Here is a 15723-nt window from a genome sequence, read left to right as displayed (position 1 = left end):
CACCGACACGAAAGTCGCTAGCTTACGCCGCCTCCCAAGGCGAACCCGGCCCGGCAGGGAGCTCCGTCTCTGCCGGGCATGCCTTTTCAGACGATTCGCGTACAGAACTTCAAATTGGGCGGCGCAATGTCCGACTGAAGAGGATTGCGTCGAATGGAAAATGAAAGCCGTTTCGAGGCTCTCCGGCGCATGGCTGGAGCGAGAAGGGAGTGTTGCCATGCGGGAGGGTTCACGCTCAGCGTTTTCGTCAATATCCGGCAATTGTGTCGGCTTTGTCGGTTCGACGACACGGCCTTGGTTGGCCGGGGTCTTGGACGTTTCGTCTAAGCCGCTGAAAACAAACATACTATTCCTTCTATGGCGCCGTCATCTAGATCGGCATGAATTTTGCTCGTTTCCGTTGAGAGGGCGGGAGCTGCTTGCCAGGGAGAGCGAAGAGATGGCTCGGGCGAAATTGAAGGACGGGAGATCACAGATTTGTTGCGAATGAACACGTTGGCCGCTGGCGGCCATGCGTCTGCGGCTGGACCCTCCGTGTGGTTGAACATGCGGCAAGGGACTGCAGTACGCGTGTCGATCACATGATTTGCTGGCGGATCCAACGAGGGGGGGTGCAGATGTGCATACGGTCGGCGAGTTACGTCCTGTTCGTGATGGCATTCTTCGCCAGCCCGATAACTGCGAACGGACAGGAGACCAGCCTTGTCGGCATTTACCAGGGTTCGGAGCTAACCGTGGCAGCCAACCATCTGGAACAAGGCGGATACGAGCTGTCGGGCGGTACCAAAGTGTCTTTCGACAAGTGGTACCATAGCAAATGGATCGACATGCGATTCGAAATGTTGACGCAGCTGTCGGATGATTTCGGTCTCCTGTGGGGCGCGAGCACCGGCCAACATGCCGAAAAGGTCCGAATCGAGCCAGGTTTGAAACTCGGCCTTATTCTGCAAAAGCGACCGACACCGTCCACGACGCTTTCTCTCACCGTCAGTTCGATTTTGGGCGGGAACCTGACGGAACGACCTTGCACGGCTGACTATGGCGCCGTCGGCGGCTTCCAGACAGTGAATTGCCGTCTGGCCGCGTCGCAACTCCGGCCTGCGGACACGTTGAAATATATGGAAAACATCAATCCAAGCCGATTGAAACTCGATCTCCGGTTCAGGGGTGAATTCTAGAGATAGGGAAAGGCATAGGCGGTACATTTCGTTGATGCAGAACAATCCAGACAGGAAGTCTATTATGCACAAAACACAATTGTTCCCGGTAGGACTCGTTGCCGGTCTTTTCATGTGCCTGCTGACGGCACCCGGTTTTGCTGGTGATCTCGATGCGCGGGTCAGCGGTAAAGGAACGACCGGAACGCCAACCACGGAAAGCAGTAGCTCGGGCTGCCCACAAAATGCCGACGGGACCTTTTGCTGGATGAGCCCGGATATTGGTGAAGCATGGGCATCGGGCTATACCGGTTCCGGCGTATCGGTGACTGTCGCAGACGACTTCACAGGTGAAATGGATGAGTTTGGGGATCTCGGCTATGGCCCCCAATGGCGGCAACATGGGCAGTGGATCGCTCAAGCAGCCGGCATGGTGGCGCCTGGCGCAAAGATAGTCGAGCTCGACTATTTGGAAGCAGTTCCGCTGACGCTGGAGGAGGGGCTCAATGTCATTAATCTGAGCTATGCCCTTGAAAACCCAGTGAGCGGGTACCGGCTCGAGCAGTCGATTGTCGATGCGGCCCGGGCGGGTGCCGCGGTCTTCACAAAGGCAGCCGGAAACAAATCCGTAGCGGTAGGTACCCCGGCCGAAGGGGATATTGATTTCCTAGCTCTTGAGCTGACTGGAACGCAATCGACAATCTTTGTGGGTGCGCTCGAGCGCAATGGCACTCCCGAAAACAAGGCGAAGCTCGCCTCCTATTCGAATTACGCCGGTTCAGATTCGGAGGTGCAGAACCACTTCCTCACGGTGGGGGTCGATAGCGACAAGATTGGGCTATCCGGAACGTCTTTCGCGGCACCTGTAGTGGCTGGCTATGCCGCCATCCTTGGCAGCAAGTTCACGTCCGCAACACCGACACAAATCACCAATCAGCTGCTGGATACAGCCAGGACCGACACGCTCGTCAACTATGACGCGGCGACTTACGGCCGCGGCGAGGCCAGCCTTTCGAGGGCATTGGCACCCGTTTCGATCAGGTAGACGAGTACTTCGATCGAGCAGCTGAAACTTCTGTGAGGCGTTGAGCGCCACAAAAATCGCCTCGCAGAATTCGGCTCGGCAACTGTGCGGTTCTGCCGATCCAAGCGCAAACAAGAGCCACTGCGTTTTTATCGAAGTATGTTGGTTTGGCGGTCTAGCTGCGCTCGCAAAGCTGGCAAAAACACAGATGCCGACCGCGTGTCGTCGTAGGTTTCCTAGGCGATGGTCGCCTCATCGCAGCATGCCGACATGTGGATCGCTTCGTTCAGTCGCAAGGAAAGCGCTGGAAATCGCCAAGGCTCTGACGGCAGGTCGAAGAGCGCGGCCGACCAATCCAAGCAGCGCTTATGGAACGAGTTTTGCGTGGCTATTTCAGCTGAATGATCATCGCCGGAGAGAATATGCTGGAAGAATTCGAACGTTACCCGCTCACCTTTGGACCCACACCCATTGAGAAGCTCGACCGGCTCGGCAAGCATCTGGGCGGCAAGGTGGAGATCTACGCCAAACGCGAGGACTGCAACTCCGGTCTCGCGTTCGGCGGAAACAAGCTCCGCAAGCTCGAATACATCATCCCCGACGCGATCGCGTCGGATGCCGATACCCTGGTCACCGTCGGCGGCGTGCAGTCCAACCACACGCGGATGGTTGCAGCCGTTGCCGCCAAGATCGGCATGAAATGTCTCCTGGTTCACGAGAGCTGGGTCCCCCATGAGGATGCCGTCTACGACCGCGTCGGCAACATTCTCTTGAGCCGGATCATGGGAGCGGAAGTGCGTCTGGTCGACGATGGCTTTGACATCGGCATCCGGCACAGTTGGGAAAAAGCGCTCTATGAGGTCAAGGCAAGGGGCGGCAGGCCTTATGCGATACCGGCCGGGGCGTCTGTTCATCCGAATGGAGGCCTCGGCTATGTGGGGTTCGCGGAGGAAGTGCGCGCCCAGGAGGAACAGCTAGGGTTTGGCTTCGACTACATGGTCGTTTGCACGGTCACCGGTTCAACGCATGCCGGCATGCTCGTCGGATTCGCCAAGGACGGTCGACAGCGCAAGGTGATCGGTATCGATGCCTCTGCCACGCCTGCAAAAACCAAGGCGCAGGTGCTAAGCATTGCCCGACGTACAGCGACCCTCGTCGAGCTCGGAACGGAACCTGTCGAGGATGACGTGGTGCTGCTCGAAGACTACGCGTACCCGCGGTACGGCATTCCATCCGAGGAAACCAAGGCGGCGATCCGTCTGTGTGCGCGGCTCGAGGGTATGATTACCGATCCCGTCTATGAGGGCAAATCGATGCAAGGGATGATTGACCTCATCCAAAAAGGCTTTTTTCCAGAGGGCTCGAGGATACTCTACGCGCATCTCGGCGGCGCGCCGGCCATCAACGGTTATGGCTACACCTTTCGCAATGGCTGATGCTCGACGGACCTCCACGTGCTGTGCCCGCCGTAACAGTGCTGCGCCAAGTTTGACCGAAGGCCCGTTGGCAAACTTCAGCGGGCAGCTGTTAACTGCCGCCACGACGTGGGGTCGTGGTGCTGGCATGCTTGGCAGCATTTGCCTGTGCTCAATGTGTCCTGGAGCCGCATAAGAAGGGAGAAGACATGGCCGTTTGACTTTCTTGTGATTTTGCGGTGCGGCGATAATCGCCGTAAATTTGATAAATTGTAAGCCACCGAAGATGTCGCGCAGGCGCAGAGGTATCTACTTGAGCAGGTTTGGAAGCTGTGACCAAGCGTGCCCGAGCGGGTCGTCGTCGGCGAGCACATCGCCGGACACCCCCAGCGCGGCGGTGAACTGGGCCAGTATGGGTGAGGGAGAGGCGTCCCCCGCGACGTGACAGCGGGCAGTCGGTATCCGGCTTAACGAGGGCTTGCTCATACCTATTGCGAGCGTCGACGAGACTGTCGTCCCTTCGGCAATTTGACCGAAACGGCGCGTTCAGCCGGCGCGTTGCCTTCGGGCGGGTTCCTCCACTTGGCGCTCTTTTAGCACTATGTGCGGAGGGGGTTGGGGGCTACGACGTCGCTGAGCCGCTCTATACGGAGGGGCGCGCGCGAGGCGAGGCGACGATGAGGTCGAGTTGTCCCCCGATCGCCTCTACGTAGCTCTAAGTGTCGACAGATGCATTATCGGCCTGCTTGCTCGATCTTCGAGACAGAGGGCTGGTTGATCTTGAGGGTCGCGGCAAGCTCTGCCTGGCCTTGCCAGCCGCACGGCGCAGATCGCCGAGGCTCTCGACCTCCGTCCTTAGCTCTTCGAAACGTGCATCGACACGCGCCCGACGCTCCTCAGGGAGGGCTGCGATCACGTCATCAAGCCTGCGTTCCATCACTTCCTCTCCTTCTTGTTCGCCGCCGCCCGGCGGTGAGATGCCCTTGATGGCATTTGTCCAATGGCGTGTTGATTGGTGGCCCCGGAACGGGAAGTCGCATCTGGCCTTTGCCATCGCCCGGGCGCTCATCCGCGACAGCGGGCGCGGCTACTTCGGAACAACGACCGCACTGCTCGATCCTCTCACGCATCATTGCGAGATCATCGAAATCGGACATGAATCCTGGCGCTCCAAGAACCGCGCCTGATCAACACATCGCCCAAGACGATCCGCGCTCGCCGGGCTTCGCAACCCGGACCAGCTCCGCCCGGCGAGCGCTAAACGCGATGCGCTGCCGCCAATTTTTTAGCGGGATATTCGCTGCGGCCAAGCAAGAGGGACATCTTCTCAAAAAAAGCAAAACTGGGCTCATTATCGATGTAGCACCGCCAAAGTGCTCTACTGGGTGCATTTGCAGAGCGCGATTGACGGGTATCTGAGAGGGTTTTGCGCCGAGCTGGAACGGCCCGTGCAGTCCAAAATGCGTTCATAGGAAAACAGGATCACTTGGCGAAAACGGCTGTTTGACCCGAATCTTTTCTTTTCAGTGGCTGAGCGGAGTCAGATTGGTCGATGTCTGCATCGTGATGGGTGTTGCAATCAACGACGCCCAAAATCGCGAGCAGCATCTGGCGGTCAATGCCCTCAAGGGATTTGGCGGCCGAATCCTTGCGGTGGTCGACGACTTAGACGGGGATACTTATCGCCCGTCCATGCCGTCGCTTCGCTGGTGTGATCTGCATCTTTGCTTCCAGAAGAAGGGCAGGGACACGCCCAAGTGCGAAGTCGATCTCGTTACAGCGATTGAAGGTGGCTGAGACGCACGATCGCGAAAACTATGGCAAAGGAACACAGTCATGACTGAAGAATCACCGGCGAAATGACCAGCGGCAACGTGTTTGCGGATTTGGGCTTTGATAATTCCGAAGAGGAATTGCCCCGAAAGCCAAGCTCGCCCGTGAGATCCGCGCCATCATTGTGCGTCGGCGCCTCACTCAGGCGAAATCGGCTCAATTGCTTGTTATGAAACAGCTCGACATATCTGCGATAGTCACGGGGCGAACAGACAAGTTCTCTATAGATCGCCCGGTGAGCTGCCTCGGTCGACGCGCTTATAAGGTGGACGTTGTGGTGCGCCACAAGCAGCGCAAATCGGCGCCGACGGCCGATGCAGCCTGGTCATTGGCGCAAGCGTGGGTCCAGCTCTCGACAAGATCGTCTTCCTCGGGGATTTCTATCTCCTCGTCCTCCTGGCCTATTTCGGTTGCTACGAGGATCATGAGTGCCGAGCTGCCCTTTGCGCCCCAGTTTTACTCCACGAAGCGGTTCGCTTCGCAGCGGCACGGATGACCTTATCCGGACGACGATGGCTCTTCCGATTCTTAAGTCCAAATGCTCTCTGGCGTGAGAATCTCGAACGGAACAATCCGCTGTTCGATTAGCCGTGTGTCCGTGCGTTCGATCATTCGCAGCATTACGTCGATGAGTTCTTCAGGCATCCTGTCGACGGGATGGCACAAGGAAGCAGTAATCAAGCCTTCCCTCAATTCCTTGCGTGTCTCGGGCCCGATGTCGCGGCAGACGACCCGGATTTTGCACTGCTGCTCCGCAGCGAGCTCGCGCATAGCACGCAGAACGCCGGAAATGCCGCCGCCATTGACGAAGATGCCCCTGAGCTCCGGCTCCTCCGCTATCAGCCTGCGAACGACTGCATAGGCGTTACTCGGCGTCTCATGGGTCAGGAGGGTTTCGCTGACATGGAACTCGGGCGCGTGCTCGCGCATGTAGGAGCGAAAGCTCGCATCCGAGATGTCTTGGAACTGATAACGGTTGCTGCCGATGAGAGGAAAGACCTTGCCGGGCCGACCGGACGTCTGGCTGATAAACCATGCGGCGGTGCGGCCGGCCTTCCAGTTGTCGGTTCCCACAAAGCCGGCCCGGCTGGCGGCGGACAGGTCGGTGACGTAGGCGATCACCGGAACGCCCTTGACGCGCAACTCGTCAATCGCCTGGCCGACGAGCGGGTGATCGGCCGAGATCACCGCGATTGCATTGGCGCTTCCGCCTATCTTGAGCAGATTGGCAGCAACCGCTTCGGGGGAAGGGTCGTCCTCGAACAGAACGTCTGGCTCAATAACCGCATCTGTGCGTCGCGCGCAGGCACTGAGAAGCGCCTCGGCCCAGATCTGACAGAGCGGCCGGTTTGATTGCTGCATGAGAAAGCTCAAGCGCCGATGCGGGAGATTGTCCCGCCTGCGTTCGTGCAGCGGCCCCGAACTGCGGAAGCCGATCTGCTGCGCTGCGCTCAGGACGAGGTCGGCCGTCTGCGGTCGCAGTGTGCCAGTTCCGTGCAAGAGCCTATTGACCGTGGAAACACTTACGCCCGCGGCTTTCGCCAGATCGGCGATCGTTGGCCTGTTCATCAGCCGCCTCCATATGTGATTCGTGAATGACGCCTTCGAAGTGCAAATGCCATGTCACCGGCGAAAGAGGCGTAGGTCTCCGGATTCTTCGAGGGAGGCCTGACATATTGCACGAATCTCCGCGCAGCCTGACGCCCAATCGGAGCCCGGTTTTTTCCGATGGCGCCACCCGCGCCGCGGCTGTGCGATCCGAAGCCGCGTCGCGCGCTGCAACGCGAAGGCGCCAATCTGTGTGACATCAATGGGCGCTGCTTTCTGGACCTCAATCAATACTTTCGCCATTCTGATTCATTGGGGGGCTTTGCCCCGGCGCTTGATGCGGTCGCGCGTATCCTTCATGACGGCAGCCGCCTTTCAATTCGACGGCACATGAGTCGACCTTGCTGGGCTACCTGCTCGATTGTCTTCCGGCGGTCGAGCAGATCCATTTCGTCAATCGACACTGAGGCTGTGATGATCGCCATCAAGGCGGCGCGCGCATTCACTGAACGCACGAGCATTGCCAGATCGAAGGCGCTATCAGGAATCCTTTGATTGGCCCGAGGCGGGGCCAGGGGAGGGATATCCGCAACATCGCGTCGCCGCAGGCGTCTGCGCCCGTGCCAGCTCACGCAGGCGCTGGCATCGATTGCCGATGAGGTCGTCATTCTTCGTTCAATGATGCCAGTGGTGCGGCCATGCTGGTGATGGACTGCATGGACGATCCTCCACATAAGGGCAGGCTCGGGCATCAACTGCCTCTCGTCGAAACCACAACCTCCCCCTTTTTTCTTGGCAGTACGCTCCACGATCAAATCCGACCGGGATCAAGGATAACAACCGCAGCCTGCTCGCCGTGGTGCTGAACTCCCCCACGAAACAGCACCATGCGAACGGCGAAGATCATCAAAGTCGATGGTATGGAACAGCCCTTCGAAACGGCATCGAAGGCGCGTACCTGGTCGTGCTGAACATCACAAAGAGAAGGAAACGATCTATGGAACAGATTGCCACCGTCAGCCTGGATCTTGGCGCTCACGTCATTTCATGGGCGGTCACGGGTGCCTCTTTGCAGGATCGGAATTGCTCCCATCCTGCTGCGCGAAGATTACACTCGACGCAAGTACCGCAACCGAAACCCCAGCTATGTCTATGCTCGCGGTCTCCGCTATAGCAGGTGTGGCTTCCTTCGCAGATGAGCTTCACCAGCGCCTCGCCGCCCAGCCAATCCGCCAGCGCCCAGGTCTGCGCCTTGTCACACTGCGTGAGGGGTGTGTGAATGACGAAACGCGTTTCCATTCCAAGGTTCAGGGCAAGTTGCATCGCCTTAACTGCGTCATCTCGACAATCCGGGTAGCTGAAACGATCCGTCTCGGACACGCCGATTACGAGGTGATTCGCGCCCATCCGGTAAGCTATCGCGGCCGCAAAGCCGAGGAACAGAAGGTTGCGGCCAGGCACGAAGGTATTTGTTATGCCGTTCGCGTTCAGTGCGATCTCGACGTCGCGCGTGAGCGCGGTATCACTGATTTGGCCGAGTACGGCCATGTCAATCATGTGGTCCTCGCCCAGTCGACCACGCCAGGCCGGAAAGTCTGTTCGAATGCGCTCGATCAGGTAAGGCCGCACATCGAGCTCGATCCGATGCCGCTGCCCATAGTCGAAGCCGATTGTCTCGACGCGCTCGAAGTTCTCCAGCGCCCAAGCCAGGCAGGTTGTCGAATCCTGGCCGCCGGAGAAAAGGACGAGTGCGGTTCCCGGATCTCGTTGCATCGGGTCAACCCTCGTATTCAGCCCAGCACAGCGGCGTCTCATAGACCGATACCGAGCACATTTGGCCAAGAAGCGGCTTGGTTTGGTTCCAGATCCAGACCGCAATGTTTTCCGCTGTCGGATTGCCGAGACCCTCAACCTCATTCAGATGCTGATGGTCGAGACGTTGCAGAAGCGGTCCGAAGACAGCCTCGACATCGAAGAAATCGATGACAAAGCCCGTGTCTGGATCGACGGGCCCTTCCAGACGCAGTTCCACACGGTATGAGTGGCCATGCATGCGGTGGCAGCGATGTGTCTTTGGCACGCGCGGAAGACAGTGCGCTGCCTCGAAGGTGAAAGCTTGCGTAATTTTCATGGGATCCCGAGAAATTTGTGGGTTTGAAGGCTCAAGCGCCAACGTGGGTTGGCAAGACAATAGGCCACTGCGGCGGCCGTATTCGCCTCGCGCTCGGGCCCATCCATCGGCTGAAGCAAAAGGTGTTCAAACGCGAGAACTTCGAAATGTTCAGGCTCCGCGCCAATCTGAGGATATACAAGCTTTAGCTCGTCCCCTGCCATGACCACGAGGCGAGCATTGCATTTCGGACTGACGCACAGCCAGTCGATGCCGGCGGGTGTGGGAATGGTCCCGTTGGTCTCCACGGCAATTTCAAACGCCAAGGAATGCAGCGCTTCCAGGAGTTCTTCATCGATCTGGAGGAGGGGTTCTCCTCCGGTGAGCACGACGAGACGCTGCCCAGTTCCCGACCCGCGCCAGGCTTGTTCGATCGCCAACGCAAGCTGCCGTGCGGTGTCAAAATGTCCGCCACTGGGGCCATCTACCCCAACGAAATCGGTGTCGCAGAATCCGCAGAATGCTTTTGCCCGGTCGTCTTCACGTCCCGACCAAAGGTTACAGCCGGCGAAACGACAAAATACGGCGGCCCGCCCGGCTTTTCGTCCTTCACCTTGAAGGGTGTAGAAAATTTCCTTGACCGCATATGACATTGCTTAAGCGGCCTTCGACTGAGCAAAGGAGCATCTCTGCAGGCTTACGAGACGCGGCAAAAGGTGGGAAATGTCCCACTGCACGTTTTGCAGCGCGTTCCACCGTCGAGGCTCGTTACCGAAAACCCACTCGCTCGAACTCCTCGCAGAATTAGGTTTCAGCGGGCGGAGGCTGCGGGGAAGGGCTTCCCCCTCCTTGAAGCCTATCACCTCGAGAAACGCCGCTATCACGCCGGTCATGGCGATGATGCCTTGACGACGACGAGGCGTGAGAATCCTGGTGTCTCCTCGAAAGCCTGCCTCACAGCACGGAAGAACTCGCTCATCAGCCGCAAGCCGCGCTCCAGGATGAGGCGGTCGAGCGATGAGTAGGTCGTGTGCGGCGGCAGGGCGTCGAGAAAATCCGCCATGTCCTGATCGGTGATCTGAAGGGCTTCATCGATGGTCTTGCCGACGATGAATTCGGTAAATGTCGAGGAAGCGGTTATGGCCGAGCCGCGGCCGAAGGTCTGTAACGTTGCGGCAGTAATCGTCTCGGTCTTGGGGTCGAAACCCATTATCAATTTAAGCCCGTCGCCGCAGGCGACGGCGCCGACCTCGCCGGCCGCATTGGGGGTGTCCAAAGCGCCGACATTGTGCGGGTTGATGAAATAGAGCTTGTCGCTGAAGAGGCAGACGTTGTCGGTATTATCCCGCACGGCGCCGATCCTTGTCGTGATGGCGGCTAGCCGAAGGACTTGCCGCAGGCGCATTTGTCCCGCGCATTGGGATTGTCGAAGACAAAGCCCGAGGACTCCAGGTCCGTGACGAAGTCAACGGTCATGCCGGCGAGATGGGGCTGGGAGCTTGCGTCGACGAACAGCTTGACCCCGTCCGTCTCCATGACGGCATCCCCCTCGCGCGAGACGCTTTCCAGACCCATCCGGTATTTGAGGCCGGCGCAGCCGCCCGCCTCGACCATGATACGAAAGCCTTCCGCCGGCTCGTCGGCGCGGGAAAGCGCGGCCTTGACGGCGGCGACGGCGTTTTCAGTGAGTGTGATCATGGGACTATTTTCTAGCTGATGCGTTCGAAAGGCACGCTGCACAGAGCGTGCCAGAGAGGAAGATTGGATTAAAACACCGGGTTAGCGGATTTGGCGCCCCGTCTCACATCCAACAATTGTCGGATGTCGGACAGAGTGAAACGTTGCGTACGAAGCGGCATTGGACACACCGCCAGTGTCGTCGCCTGAGCCTTCGTTTTCGATCATATGAATGTTGACCAGTGTAAGGGTGGGAACTCTTAAGTCGTGCTGCGCTCCAAAAGCCGCGCCATCGTCACCACACGGTGCGATGGCGAACACCGGGTGGTCGACAGCCGCATCGATCGCGCCTTCTCAAAGCAGGTGCCGTTGAATCTGCGTCGGCTCGTAGATGCCGAACGCCACTCGCGTGCTCGGCCCGTGGCCTGCAGTGCGGCCGTCACCTCGCAAGGGCCGACTGAGGCATTGTAAATGCCGTGAAGCCAGGAGGTAGGCCAGCGCGCCGCTCAGGGAAAAGCGCAATCACCGCCACGGCGGCCACGGCCACGATTAGAGGCCGCGGTCAGTTCCAGTTCTGTCGCGAATCGCGGTCTCGCTCGTCCGCGATCCAAAACGAAACTCGGCGAGCACCGGTCTCGCCGTCACATCGAAGGAGAGAAATCGCCATTTGTCACAGCCACTCGTCGGCAAGGATCCCGTCACGGCCGAGGTAGAGAAATACAAGCATCGTGGTTGCAGTCATGTGGAAAAACCGGTGCGGCTATGTCAGTGGCCCCGCCAACAACGCCGCCGATAGCGCTGCCGCAAGGCGGGTACTGACTGTCACGCTATCGCTATCCAAAGCGTTGCAACAGATTCGTCAAACAAGTTTACAGACTCTTTGCGAATGCAAGTCGCTGACCATGATACGTTCGCTTTAAGTCCGAGATTGGCCGTAGCTAATCGTCTAACTCAATGGTTTGGAATGTGTGAACACAGAACCAGCAGCGTTGACCGCGAGCCGCATACAGAGAGGCCGTTTAATGGATATCGACATTTTCGAAGCTTACGAGTCTAACGTTCGTCGCTATGGGCGATCGTTTCCCACAGTCTTTACAAAGTCCCTTGGGGCGACAATCTGGGACGAGGCCGGCAAGCCCTATATCGATTTCCTTGTAGGCTCCGGCGCGCTCAACTACGGTCATAACAATCCAGATATTATGGCGCCGGCAATTAAATATCTCGCCGATAAAAATATTGTTTTGTCGCTTGATATGTATACAGCTGCAAAGCGTGATTTCATCGAAGTGTTCGTCGAGTCGATCCTGAAGCCCCGGGGCCTGTCCTACAAGATACAGTTTCCTGGGCCGACCGGGACAAACGCTAACGAAGCGGCGTTGGCGCTGGCGCGAAAATATACCGGCCGCTCGAGTGTCATGGCCTTCACAAATTCGTACCATGGCATGTCGCTCGGCTCCTTGGCGGTGTCGGGTTCAGCGTCAACCAGACAGCTTGGCGGCGTTGCTCGCCACGATGTGATCCGAGTCCCTTACGAGAATTATCCGAACCAAACTTTCGATTCCGCGAGTTACATTGATCACGTGTTGGGCGACCCAGGCAGCGGGATCGAAAAGCCGGCCGCAATCATCCTGGAGCCCATCCAGGCAGAAGGCGGCATGAACACCGCATCCGCACCATGGCTTGCAGAAATTCAGCGCATTTGCCGTAAGCACGACGTTGTTTTCATCGTCGATGACATTCAGGCAGGTTCGGGACGAACGGGCGATTTCTTCTCGTTCGAGTTCGCCAAGATCGAACCCGACATCGTGTGTCTTTCGAAATCGCTGAGCGGTTCAGGTAATCCGTTGTCCATAGTTCTGATTCGCCCTGACATGGACATATGGAATCCGGGAGAACATAGCGGGACCTTCAGAGGCAATAACCTCGCCTTCGTGACTTCAGCTGCCATGTGCACAATGTGGTCCGATAGGCAATTTACTACAGCCGTCGAGCGGACGGCCGTCAAACTGCAAGAACACCTTGATCGCCTCGTTGCGAAATTCCCCAAGTGCATCGAACAAAAGCGCGGCCGTGGTCTGATGGCCGGCCTCAAGTGCCGTTCACAGGCCGTTGTTGGCCGTGTGCACGATGTCGCGTTCGAAAACGGCCTGCTGATCGAATCCTCGGGGCCAAATCGCGACGTCATCAAAGTCCTTCCGCCGATAACCATCTCGGATGACGAACTCGATCACGGCATTGCCATCCTCGATCACGCACTACAGGAGAAAACCAATGGCGACTAACCAAGTAGCTCAAACGCCGGCCATCTCGCCTCTTACGATCAAAGAACGAACCGGCACGATCAGCACTGCGGAGATCATCTCAGTCCTGAAAGGTGAGATCACGGCTCTGCACATCAAGCAAGCTTTCAGCACCGAAATAGCCGAGGAGATCACCGCGAAGTTTTTTGGCAGTCCCGGACTCAACGAGCGCAAAGATGGCGTCCCCGGACAATATGTCGGTGCATCCCACTACAGGAAGGATGCGGCCACCTATTTCAAGGAGGCGGAAAATGCGCGGCCGCACGTTGACGCCCTTTTTGGCAATTTAGTTGACCCGGTCCGAGCCGTATTCGACGCATTGAAGCGCGAGCTTCACAAACAAGGCATTGAATTGCGGTTGGCGCGTTCAGAACACGGTCAGGCTAACGTTTGTCGGGCTCTCAGTTGGACCGGCAGCGGCACATTTTCCTTGGACCCCCACGACGATGTCGCTCAAGTGCTACGTGCTGGGAACGACTACGAGCTCTCTGCGGTGGCGCACAATACCGTCGCCGCGCTCAACTTCTACCCCAGTATGTCCGAGGAAGGCGGCAATCTGCGGCTCTGGAGCCACAAGCCAACAGTTGACGACCGAAAGTCGCAGGGTGTGGAGACCACGGGATATCCCTATTCGGCAGCTTATCTCGAGGCCGTGCCTAGTCGCGAAATCCAGCTCAAGGCCGGGGATATCGCGCTACTTGACGGCGGTTTCGTTCATGGGGTTACCGGTCAATCAGGCAAAGGAAAGCGTCGCGTGCTGCTGAATTGCTTTTTCGGGTTTGCGCGGCCGGATCTTGTTCTCTGGTGGACTTGAAGTTGAATCTCACCGCGACTGACCGACCTCGGACAGTGAAGTATCACATCTGTGGCAACGGGGGAGGTCTCGTAGTAACAGCCCTCGGGCTGATCCAAAGACCGGCACTATCATGAAGTCCCTGGGACGCTTCAGATGCTGCCGGTCTCCCAAACGATTGCTAATTATCTGTCTGCGTCACTGCCTATTGCGCAGGTGATATAATGAAGTTCTTTGCGCTGCTCAACAGATACAGGCACAGACTATTGTTGCCGGACGTTTCCTGAATTTCGGCAGTTCTCAGCGCTCCATTGTTCCCGGTGCGGAGCCGAACACTCATCGCGATATGATGTTGAGCAAGGCAAAAGCAACAGAACAAATCGGTGATGGAGGCAACGGATATTTCACAGATTGATAGGTCGCCTACAGGGTGCAGTGAGCACCGCTGACCATCGTAAAAAGGCAAAATTGTCGGAATAAATTTCTCCGCACAGCCATATCGTGACGTTGGCATAACTTTTTCGGATGACATTCTCGATGTCATTTTTACAATTCGATTATTCCCAACGTCAGCGCTTTTATAGCCGCGGTTGTTTTGCTCGTAGTGTCCATTTTTCGCATTACGTTTTTTATATGAAAATTAACAGTATTTTCAGATATTCCTAAAATCTGCCCCATTTCCCACGACGATTTCCCTTTCGCCGCCCATCGGATGCATTCCCTTTTGTCTTGGAGAAAGGTCAGGGGTCTCCTCGATGCCGCTCGAATTGGCGAACTTTGTGACTCTGAGATGGAAATGCAACGCCGCTAGTTGCAAGTACGTGATTCTTCGATTTTGGAATTCACCATCTCGGGCTTGGGCAAAGCTCATGATCGCAAAGCTGCCGCCCGGGCCGTGCAATGGAACGCTAATGCCTGATCTTAGGCCAAACGTCGCAGCCTCGTCAAAAACGCGCCGTTCGTCTTCAGTCGTGCTTACGTCGTTGTACACCTCGCTCCACCGAAAAGCGCCTGCTCGCGCTCGACTTGCTTTGATGATCGGATCTATCCTGTCATATCCCATTTCGAAATAACGCTTCTGCCATTCGTGAGCGCGACGAACAGCCCACCTTTTCTTTGCTGATTGAGACCGCGAGATAAGCTCCGTCATCGACAGGAGTGGAACGGGTGGTTGGAGATCGCGCTGGTGCCATGCTTGGAGTCATGGATGAAGGCATGCATGAAGGCAGGCTGAGGGAAAGTATCGTCGGATCGAGGTGATCACCGGTCGACGCCAGCGGCGGAATTGGACCGACGAAGAGAAGGCGCGGATCCTCGCCGAAAGCACAGAACCCGACGTGAACATCTCGGCCGTCGCCCGGCGCTGGGGCGTCAATCGAGGATTACTCAACGTCTGGCGCCGTGATGCCGGGCTGACCTCTCGACGATCCGAGAGAGCCTGCGCTCAGCAGGCGATGTTCGTGCCGGTGACGGTGGTTGGTCGAGCGGCTCACCAGAGCTCGGCGTCGGATGTCGCGCCCCTTGCCGCCGGTCGAATTGAGATTGAGATTGCCGGGGCGCGCATGACCGTGATCGGCTCGGTGGCGCCCGAGTTGGCGCAAGCGATGGTGGCGGCGTTGCGAGGACGCCGGTGATCGGACTTTCGCCGAATGGCGTGAAGATCATGGTGGCGACGCAGCCTGTCGACTTCCGGCGCGGCATGAATGGCCTGGTGGCTTTGGTGGCATCAGCGCTTGCGGCCGATCCCTATTTATGCATCGGGTGAGATTTTGTGGCGGAGCCGTCCTGGCGCCAGCCGGGGTCTGCCAAATCTGGCTTCCTCCGCCACATAATATTTCATGCCTCTCTGACGGACGCGGGATCCCC

At 57.7% G+C, this 15723-nt stretch carries 17 protein-coding genes and 3 pseudogenes; 10 read left to right on the top strand and 10 right to left on the bottom strand.

The annotated features are described in order from the left end of the window. Window positions 1-581 precede the first annotated feature (581 nt). The 6 genes and pseudogenes from JN302_RS33840 to JN302_RS33815 all read left to right on the top strand — a co-directional run bounded on the left by JN302_RS33840 (window position 582) and on the right by JN302_RS33815 (window position 5925). Window positions 582-1178 carry a hypothetical protein gene (locus JN302_RS33840; protein ID WP_202334539.1) on the top strand — a complete coding sequence of 199 codons (597 nt, stop codon included), beginning with the start codon at window positions 582-584 and terminating at the stop codon, window positions 1176-1178. 34 nt (window positions 1179-1212) lie between these two features. Beyond that, window positions 1213-2202 (top strand): S8/S53 family peptidase, encoded by a 990-nt coding sequence (locus JN302_RS33835; RefSeq protein WP_244846737.1) that lies wholly within the window; start codon window positions 1213-1215, stop codon window positions 2200-2202. 401 nt (window positions 2203-2603) lie between these two features. Beyond that, the gene (locus JN302_RS33830) at window positions 2604-3617 is read left to right on the top strand and encodes a 1-aminocyclopropane-1-carboxylate deaminase (RefSeq protein WP_202330516.1); all 1014 of its coding nucleotides are present in this window, start codon (window positions 2604-2606) and stop codon (window positions 3615-3617) included. Between the two features lie 1079 nt (window positions 3618-4696). Next, a pseudogene (locus JN302_RS33825) lies at window positions 4697-4783 on the top strand (ATP-binding protein); the annotation flags it as partial. Between the two features lie 358 nt (window positions 4784-5141). Then, window positions 5142-5393 carry a type II toxin-antitoxin system RelE/ParE family toxin gene (locus tag JN302_RS33820; RefSeq protein ID WP_244730592.1) on the top strand — a complete coding sequence of 84 codons (252 nt, stop codon included), beginning with the start codon at window positions 5142-5144 and terminating at the stop codon, window positions 5391-5393. Between the two features lie 160 nt (window positions 5394-5553). Continuing rightward, complete coding sequence (locus tag JN302_RS33815; protein WP_244846089.1) at window positions 5554-5925, top strand: helix-turn-helix domain-containing protein; 372 nt, start codon at window positions 5554-5556, stop codon at window positions 5923-5925. Window positions 5926-5957: 32 nt separating this feature from the next. Here the strand turns inward: JN302_RS33815 and JN302_RS33810 are convergent, their stop codons facing one another. The 8 genes from JN302_RS33810 to JN302_RS33775 form a co-directional block, all read right to left on the bottom strand. After that, entirely contained in the window at window positions 5958-6998 is a 1041-nt protein-coding gene (locus JN302_RS33810) for a LacI family DNA-binding transcriptional regulator (protein ID WP_202324311.1), read from the bottom strand. Window positions 6999-7333: 335 nt separating this feature from the next. Next, window positions 7334-7786 (bottom strand): hypothetical protein, encoded by a 453-nt coding sequence (locus JN302_RS33805; protein ID WP_202324309.1) that lies wholly within the window; start codon window positions 7784-7786, stop codon window positions 7334-7336. Between the two features lie 2 nt (window positions 7787-7788). Beyond that, on the bottom strand, window positions 7789-8016 hold the full coding sequence (locus JN302_RS33800) for a hypothetical protein (RefSeq protein ID WP_202324307.1): 228 nt from the start codon (window positions 8014-8016) through the stop codon (window positions 7789-7791). Next, window positions 8013-8750: a 7-cyano-7-deazaguanine synthase QueC gene (queC, locus tag JN302_RS33795; RefSeq protein ID WP_202296260.1), complete on the bottom strand. Its 738-nt coding sequence runs from the start codon at window positions 8748-8750 to the stop codon at window positions 8013-8015. The genes JN302_RS33800 and queC overlap by 4 nt, the downstream gene beginning before the upstream one ends. Before the next feature lie 4 nt (window positions 8751-8754). Further along, window positions 8755-9108 carry a 6-carboxytetrahydropterin synthase QueD gene (queD, locus tag JN302_RS33790; RefSeq protein WP_202324305.1) on the bottom strand — a complete coding sequence of 118 codons (354 nt, stop codon included), beginning with the start codon at window positions 9106-9108 and terminating at the stop codon, window positions 8755-8757. Further along, window positions 9105-9740, bottom strand: a complete 636-nt coding sequence (queE, locus tag JN302_RS33785; RefSeq protein ID WP_202330515.1) for a 7-carboxy-7-deazaguanine synthase — start codon at window positions 9738-9740, stop codon at window positions 9105-9107. The genes queD and queE overlap by 4 nt, the downstream gene beginning before the upstream one ends. 236 nt (window positions 9741-9976) lie before the next feature. After that, window positions 9977-10438 (bottom strand): iron-sulfur cluster assembly scaffold protein, encoded by a 462-nt coding sequence (locus JN302_RS33780; RefSeq protein WP_202330514.1) that lies wholly within the window; start codon window positions 10436-10438, stop codon window positions 9977-9979. A gap of 26 nt (window positions 10439-10464) precedes the next feature. Then, entirely contained in the window at window positions 10465-10785 is a 321-nt protein-coding gene (locus JN302_RS33775; protein ID WP_202330513.1) for a HesB/IscA family protein, read from the bottom strand. Between the two features lie 1001 nt (window positions 10786-11786). Between JN302_RS33775 and ectB the strand changes: the two genes are divergently transcribed. Then, window positions 11787-13046 (top strand): diaminobutyrate--2-oxoglutarate transaminase, encoded by a 1260-nt coding sequence (gene ectB / locus JN302_RS33770; protein WP_202330512.1) that lies wholly within the window; start codon window positions 11787-11789, stop codon window positions 13044-13046. Further along, window positions 13036-13878 (top strand): 2OG-Fe(II)-dependent halogenase WelO5 family protein, encoded by an 843-nt coding sequence (locus tag JN302_RS33765; protein ID WP_202330511.1) that lies wholly within the window; start codon window positions 13036-13038, stop codon window positions 13876-13878. Before ectB ends, JN302_RS33765 begins: the two co-directional genes overlap by 11 nt. 525 nt (window positions 13879-14403) lie before the next feature. On the opposite strand, the gene JN302_RS33760 is transcribed toward JN302_RS33765, so the two are convergent. Continuing rightward, window positions 14404-14535 (bottom strand): helix-turn-helix transcriptional regulator, encoded by a 132-nt coding sequence (locus JN302_RS33760; RefSeq protein WP_202330510.1) that lies wholly within the window; start codon window positions 14533-14535, stop codon window positions 14404-14406. Then, window positions 14510-15007 (bottom strand): autoinducer binding domain-containing protein, encoded by a 498-nt coding sequence (locus JN302_RS33755; RefSeq protein WP_202330509.1) that lies wholly within the window; start codon window positions 15005-15007, stop codon window positions 14510-14512. The genes JN302_RS33760 and JN302_RS33755 overlap by 26 nt, the downstream gene beginning before the upstream one ends. Before the next feature lie 17 nt (window positions 15008-15024). Here JN302_RS33755 and tnpA point away from each other — a divergent pair. Together tnpA and tnpB are read left to right on the top strand one after the other, a co-directional pair. Beyond that, a pseudogene (tnpA, locus tag JN302_RS33750) lies at window positions 15025-15491 on the top strand (IS66-like element accessory protein TnpA). After that, a pseudogene (gene tnpB / locus JN302_RS33745) lies at window positions 15488-15607 on the top strand (IS66 family insertion sequence element accessory protein TnpB); the annotation flags it as partial. The pseudogenes tnpA and tnpB, both read left to right, overlap by 4 nt. Window positions 15608-15723: the final 116 nt, after the last annotated feature.

Source organism: Mesorhizobium sp. L-8-3 (assembly GCF_016756615.1).
In the GTDB taxonomy this organism is placed as follows: domain Bacteria; phylum Pseudomonadota; class Alphaproteobacteria; order Rhizobiales; family Rhizobiaceae.
Note: the sequence above shows the minus strand (reverse complement) of the source record. Positions and strands in the feature narration are given on the sequence as shown.

Bases quoted from the DNA above. Each gene is read 5' to 3' on its own strand.
- JN302_RS33840 (WP_202334539.1), top strand. From the start codon at position 582: ATGATTTGCTGGCGGATCCAACGAGGGGGGGTGCAGATGTGCATACGG.
- queE (WP_202330515.1), bottom strand. From the start codon at position 9,740: ATGTCATATGCGGTCAAGGAAATTTTCTACACCCTTCAAGGTGAAGGA.
- JN302_RS33810 (WP_202324311.1), bottom strand. From the start codon at position 6,998: ATGAACAGGCCAACGATCGCCGATCTGGCGAAAGCCGCGGGCGTAAGT.
- JN302_RS33755 (WP_202330509.1), bottom strand. From the start codon at position 15,007: ATGACGGAGCTTATCTCGCGGTCTCAATCAGCAAAGAAAAGGTGGGCT.
- JN302_RS33765 (WP_202330511.1), top strand. From the start codon at position 13,036: ATGGCGACTAACCAAGTAGCTCAAACGCCGGCCATCTCGCCTCTTACG.
- JN302_RS33760 (WP_202330510.1), bottom strand. From the start codon at position 14,535: ATGGGGCAGATTTTAGGAATATCTGAAAATACTGTTAATTTTCATATA.
- JN302_RS33830 (WP_202330516.1), top strand. From the start codon at position 2,604: ATGCTGGAAGAATTCGAACGTTACCCGCTCACCTTTGGACCCACACCC.
- JN302_RS33775 (WP_202330513.1), bottom strand. From the start codon at position 10,785: ATGATCACACTCACTGAAAACGCCGTCGCCGCCGTCAAGGCCGCGCTT.
- queD (WP_202324305.1), bottom strand. From the start codon at position 9,108: ATGAAAATTACGCAAGCTTTCACCTTCGAGGCAGCGCACTGTCTTCCG.
- JN302_RS33835 (WP_244846737.1), top strand. From the start codon at position 1,213: ATGCAGAACAATCCAGACAGGAAGTCTATTATGCACAAAACACAATTG.
- ectB (WP_202330512.1), top strand. From the start codon at position 11,787: ATGGATATCGACATTTTCGAAGCTTACGAGTCTAACGTTCGTCGCTAT.
- queC (WP_202296260.1), bottom strand. From the start codon at position 8,750: ATGCAACGAGATCCGGGAACCGCACTCGTCCTTTTCTCCGGCGGCCAG.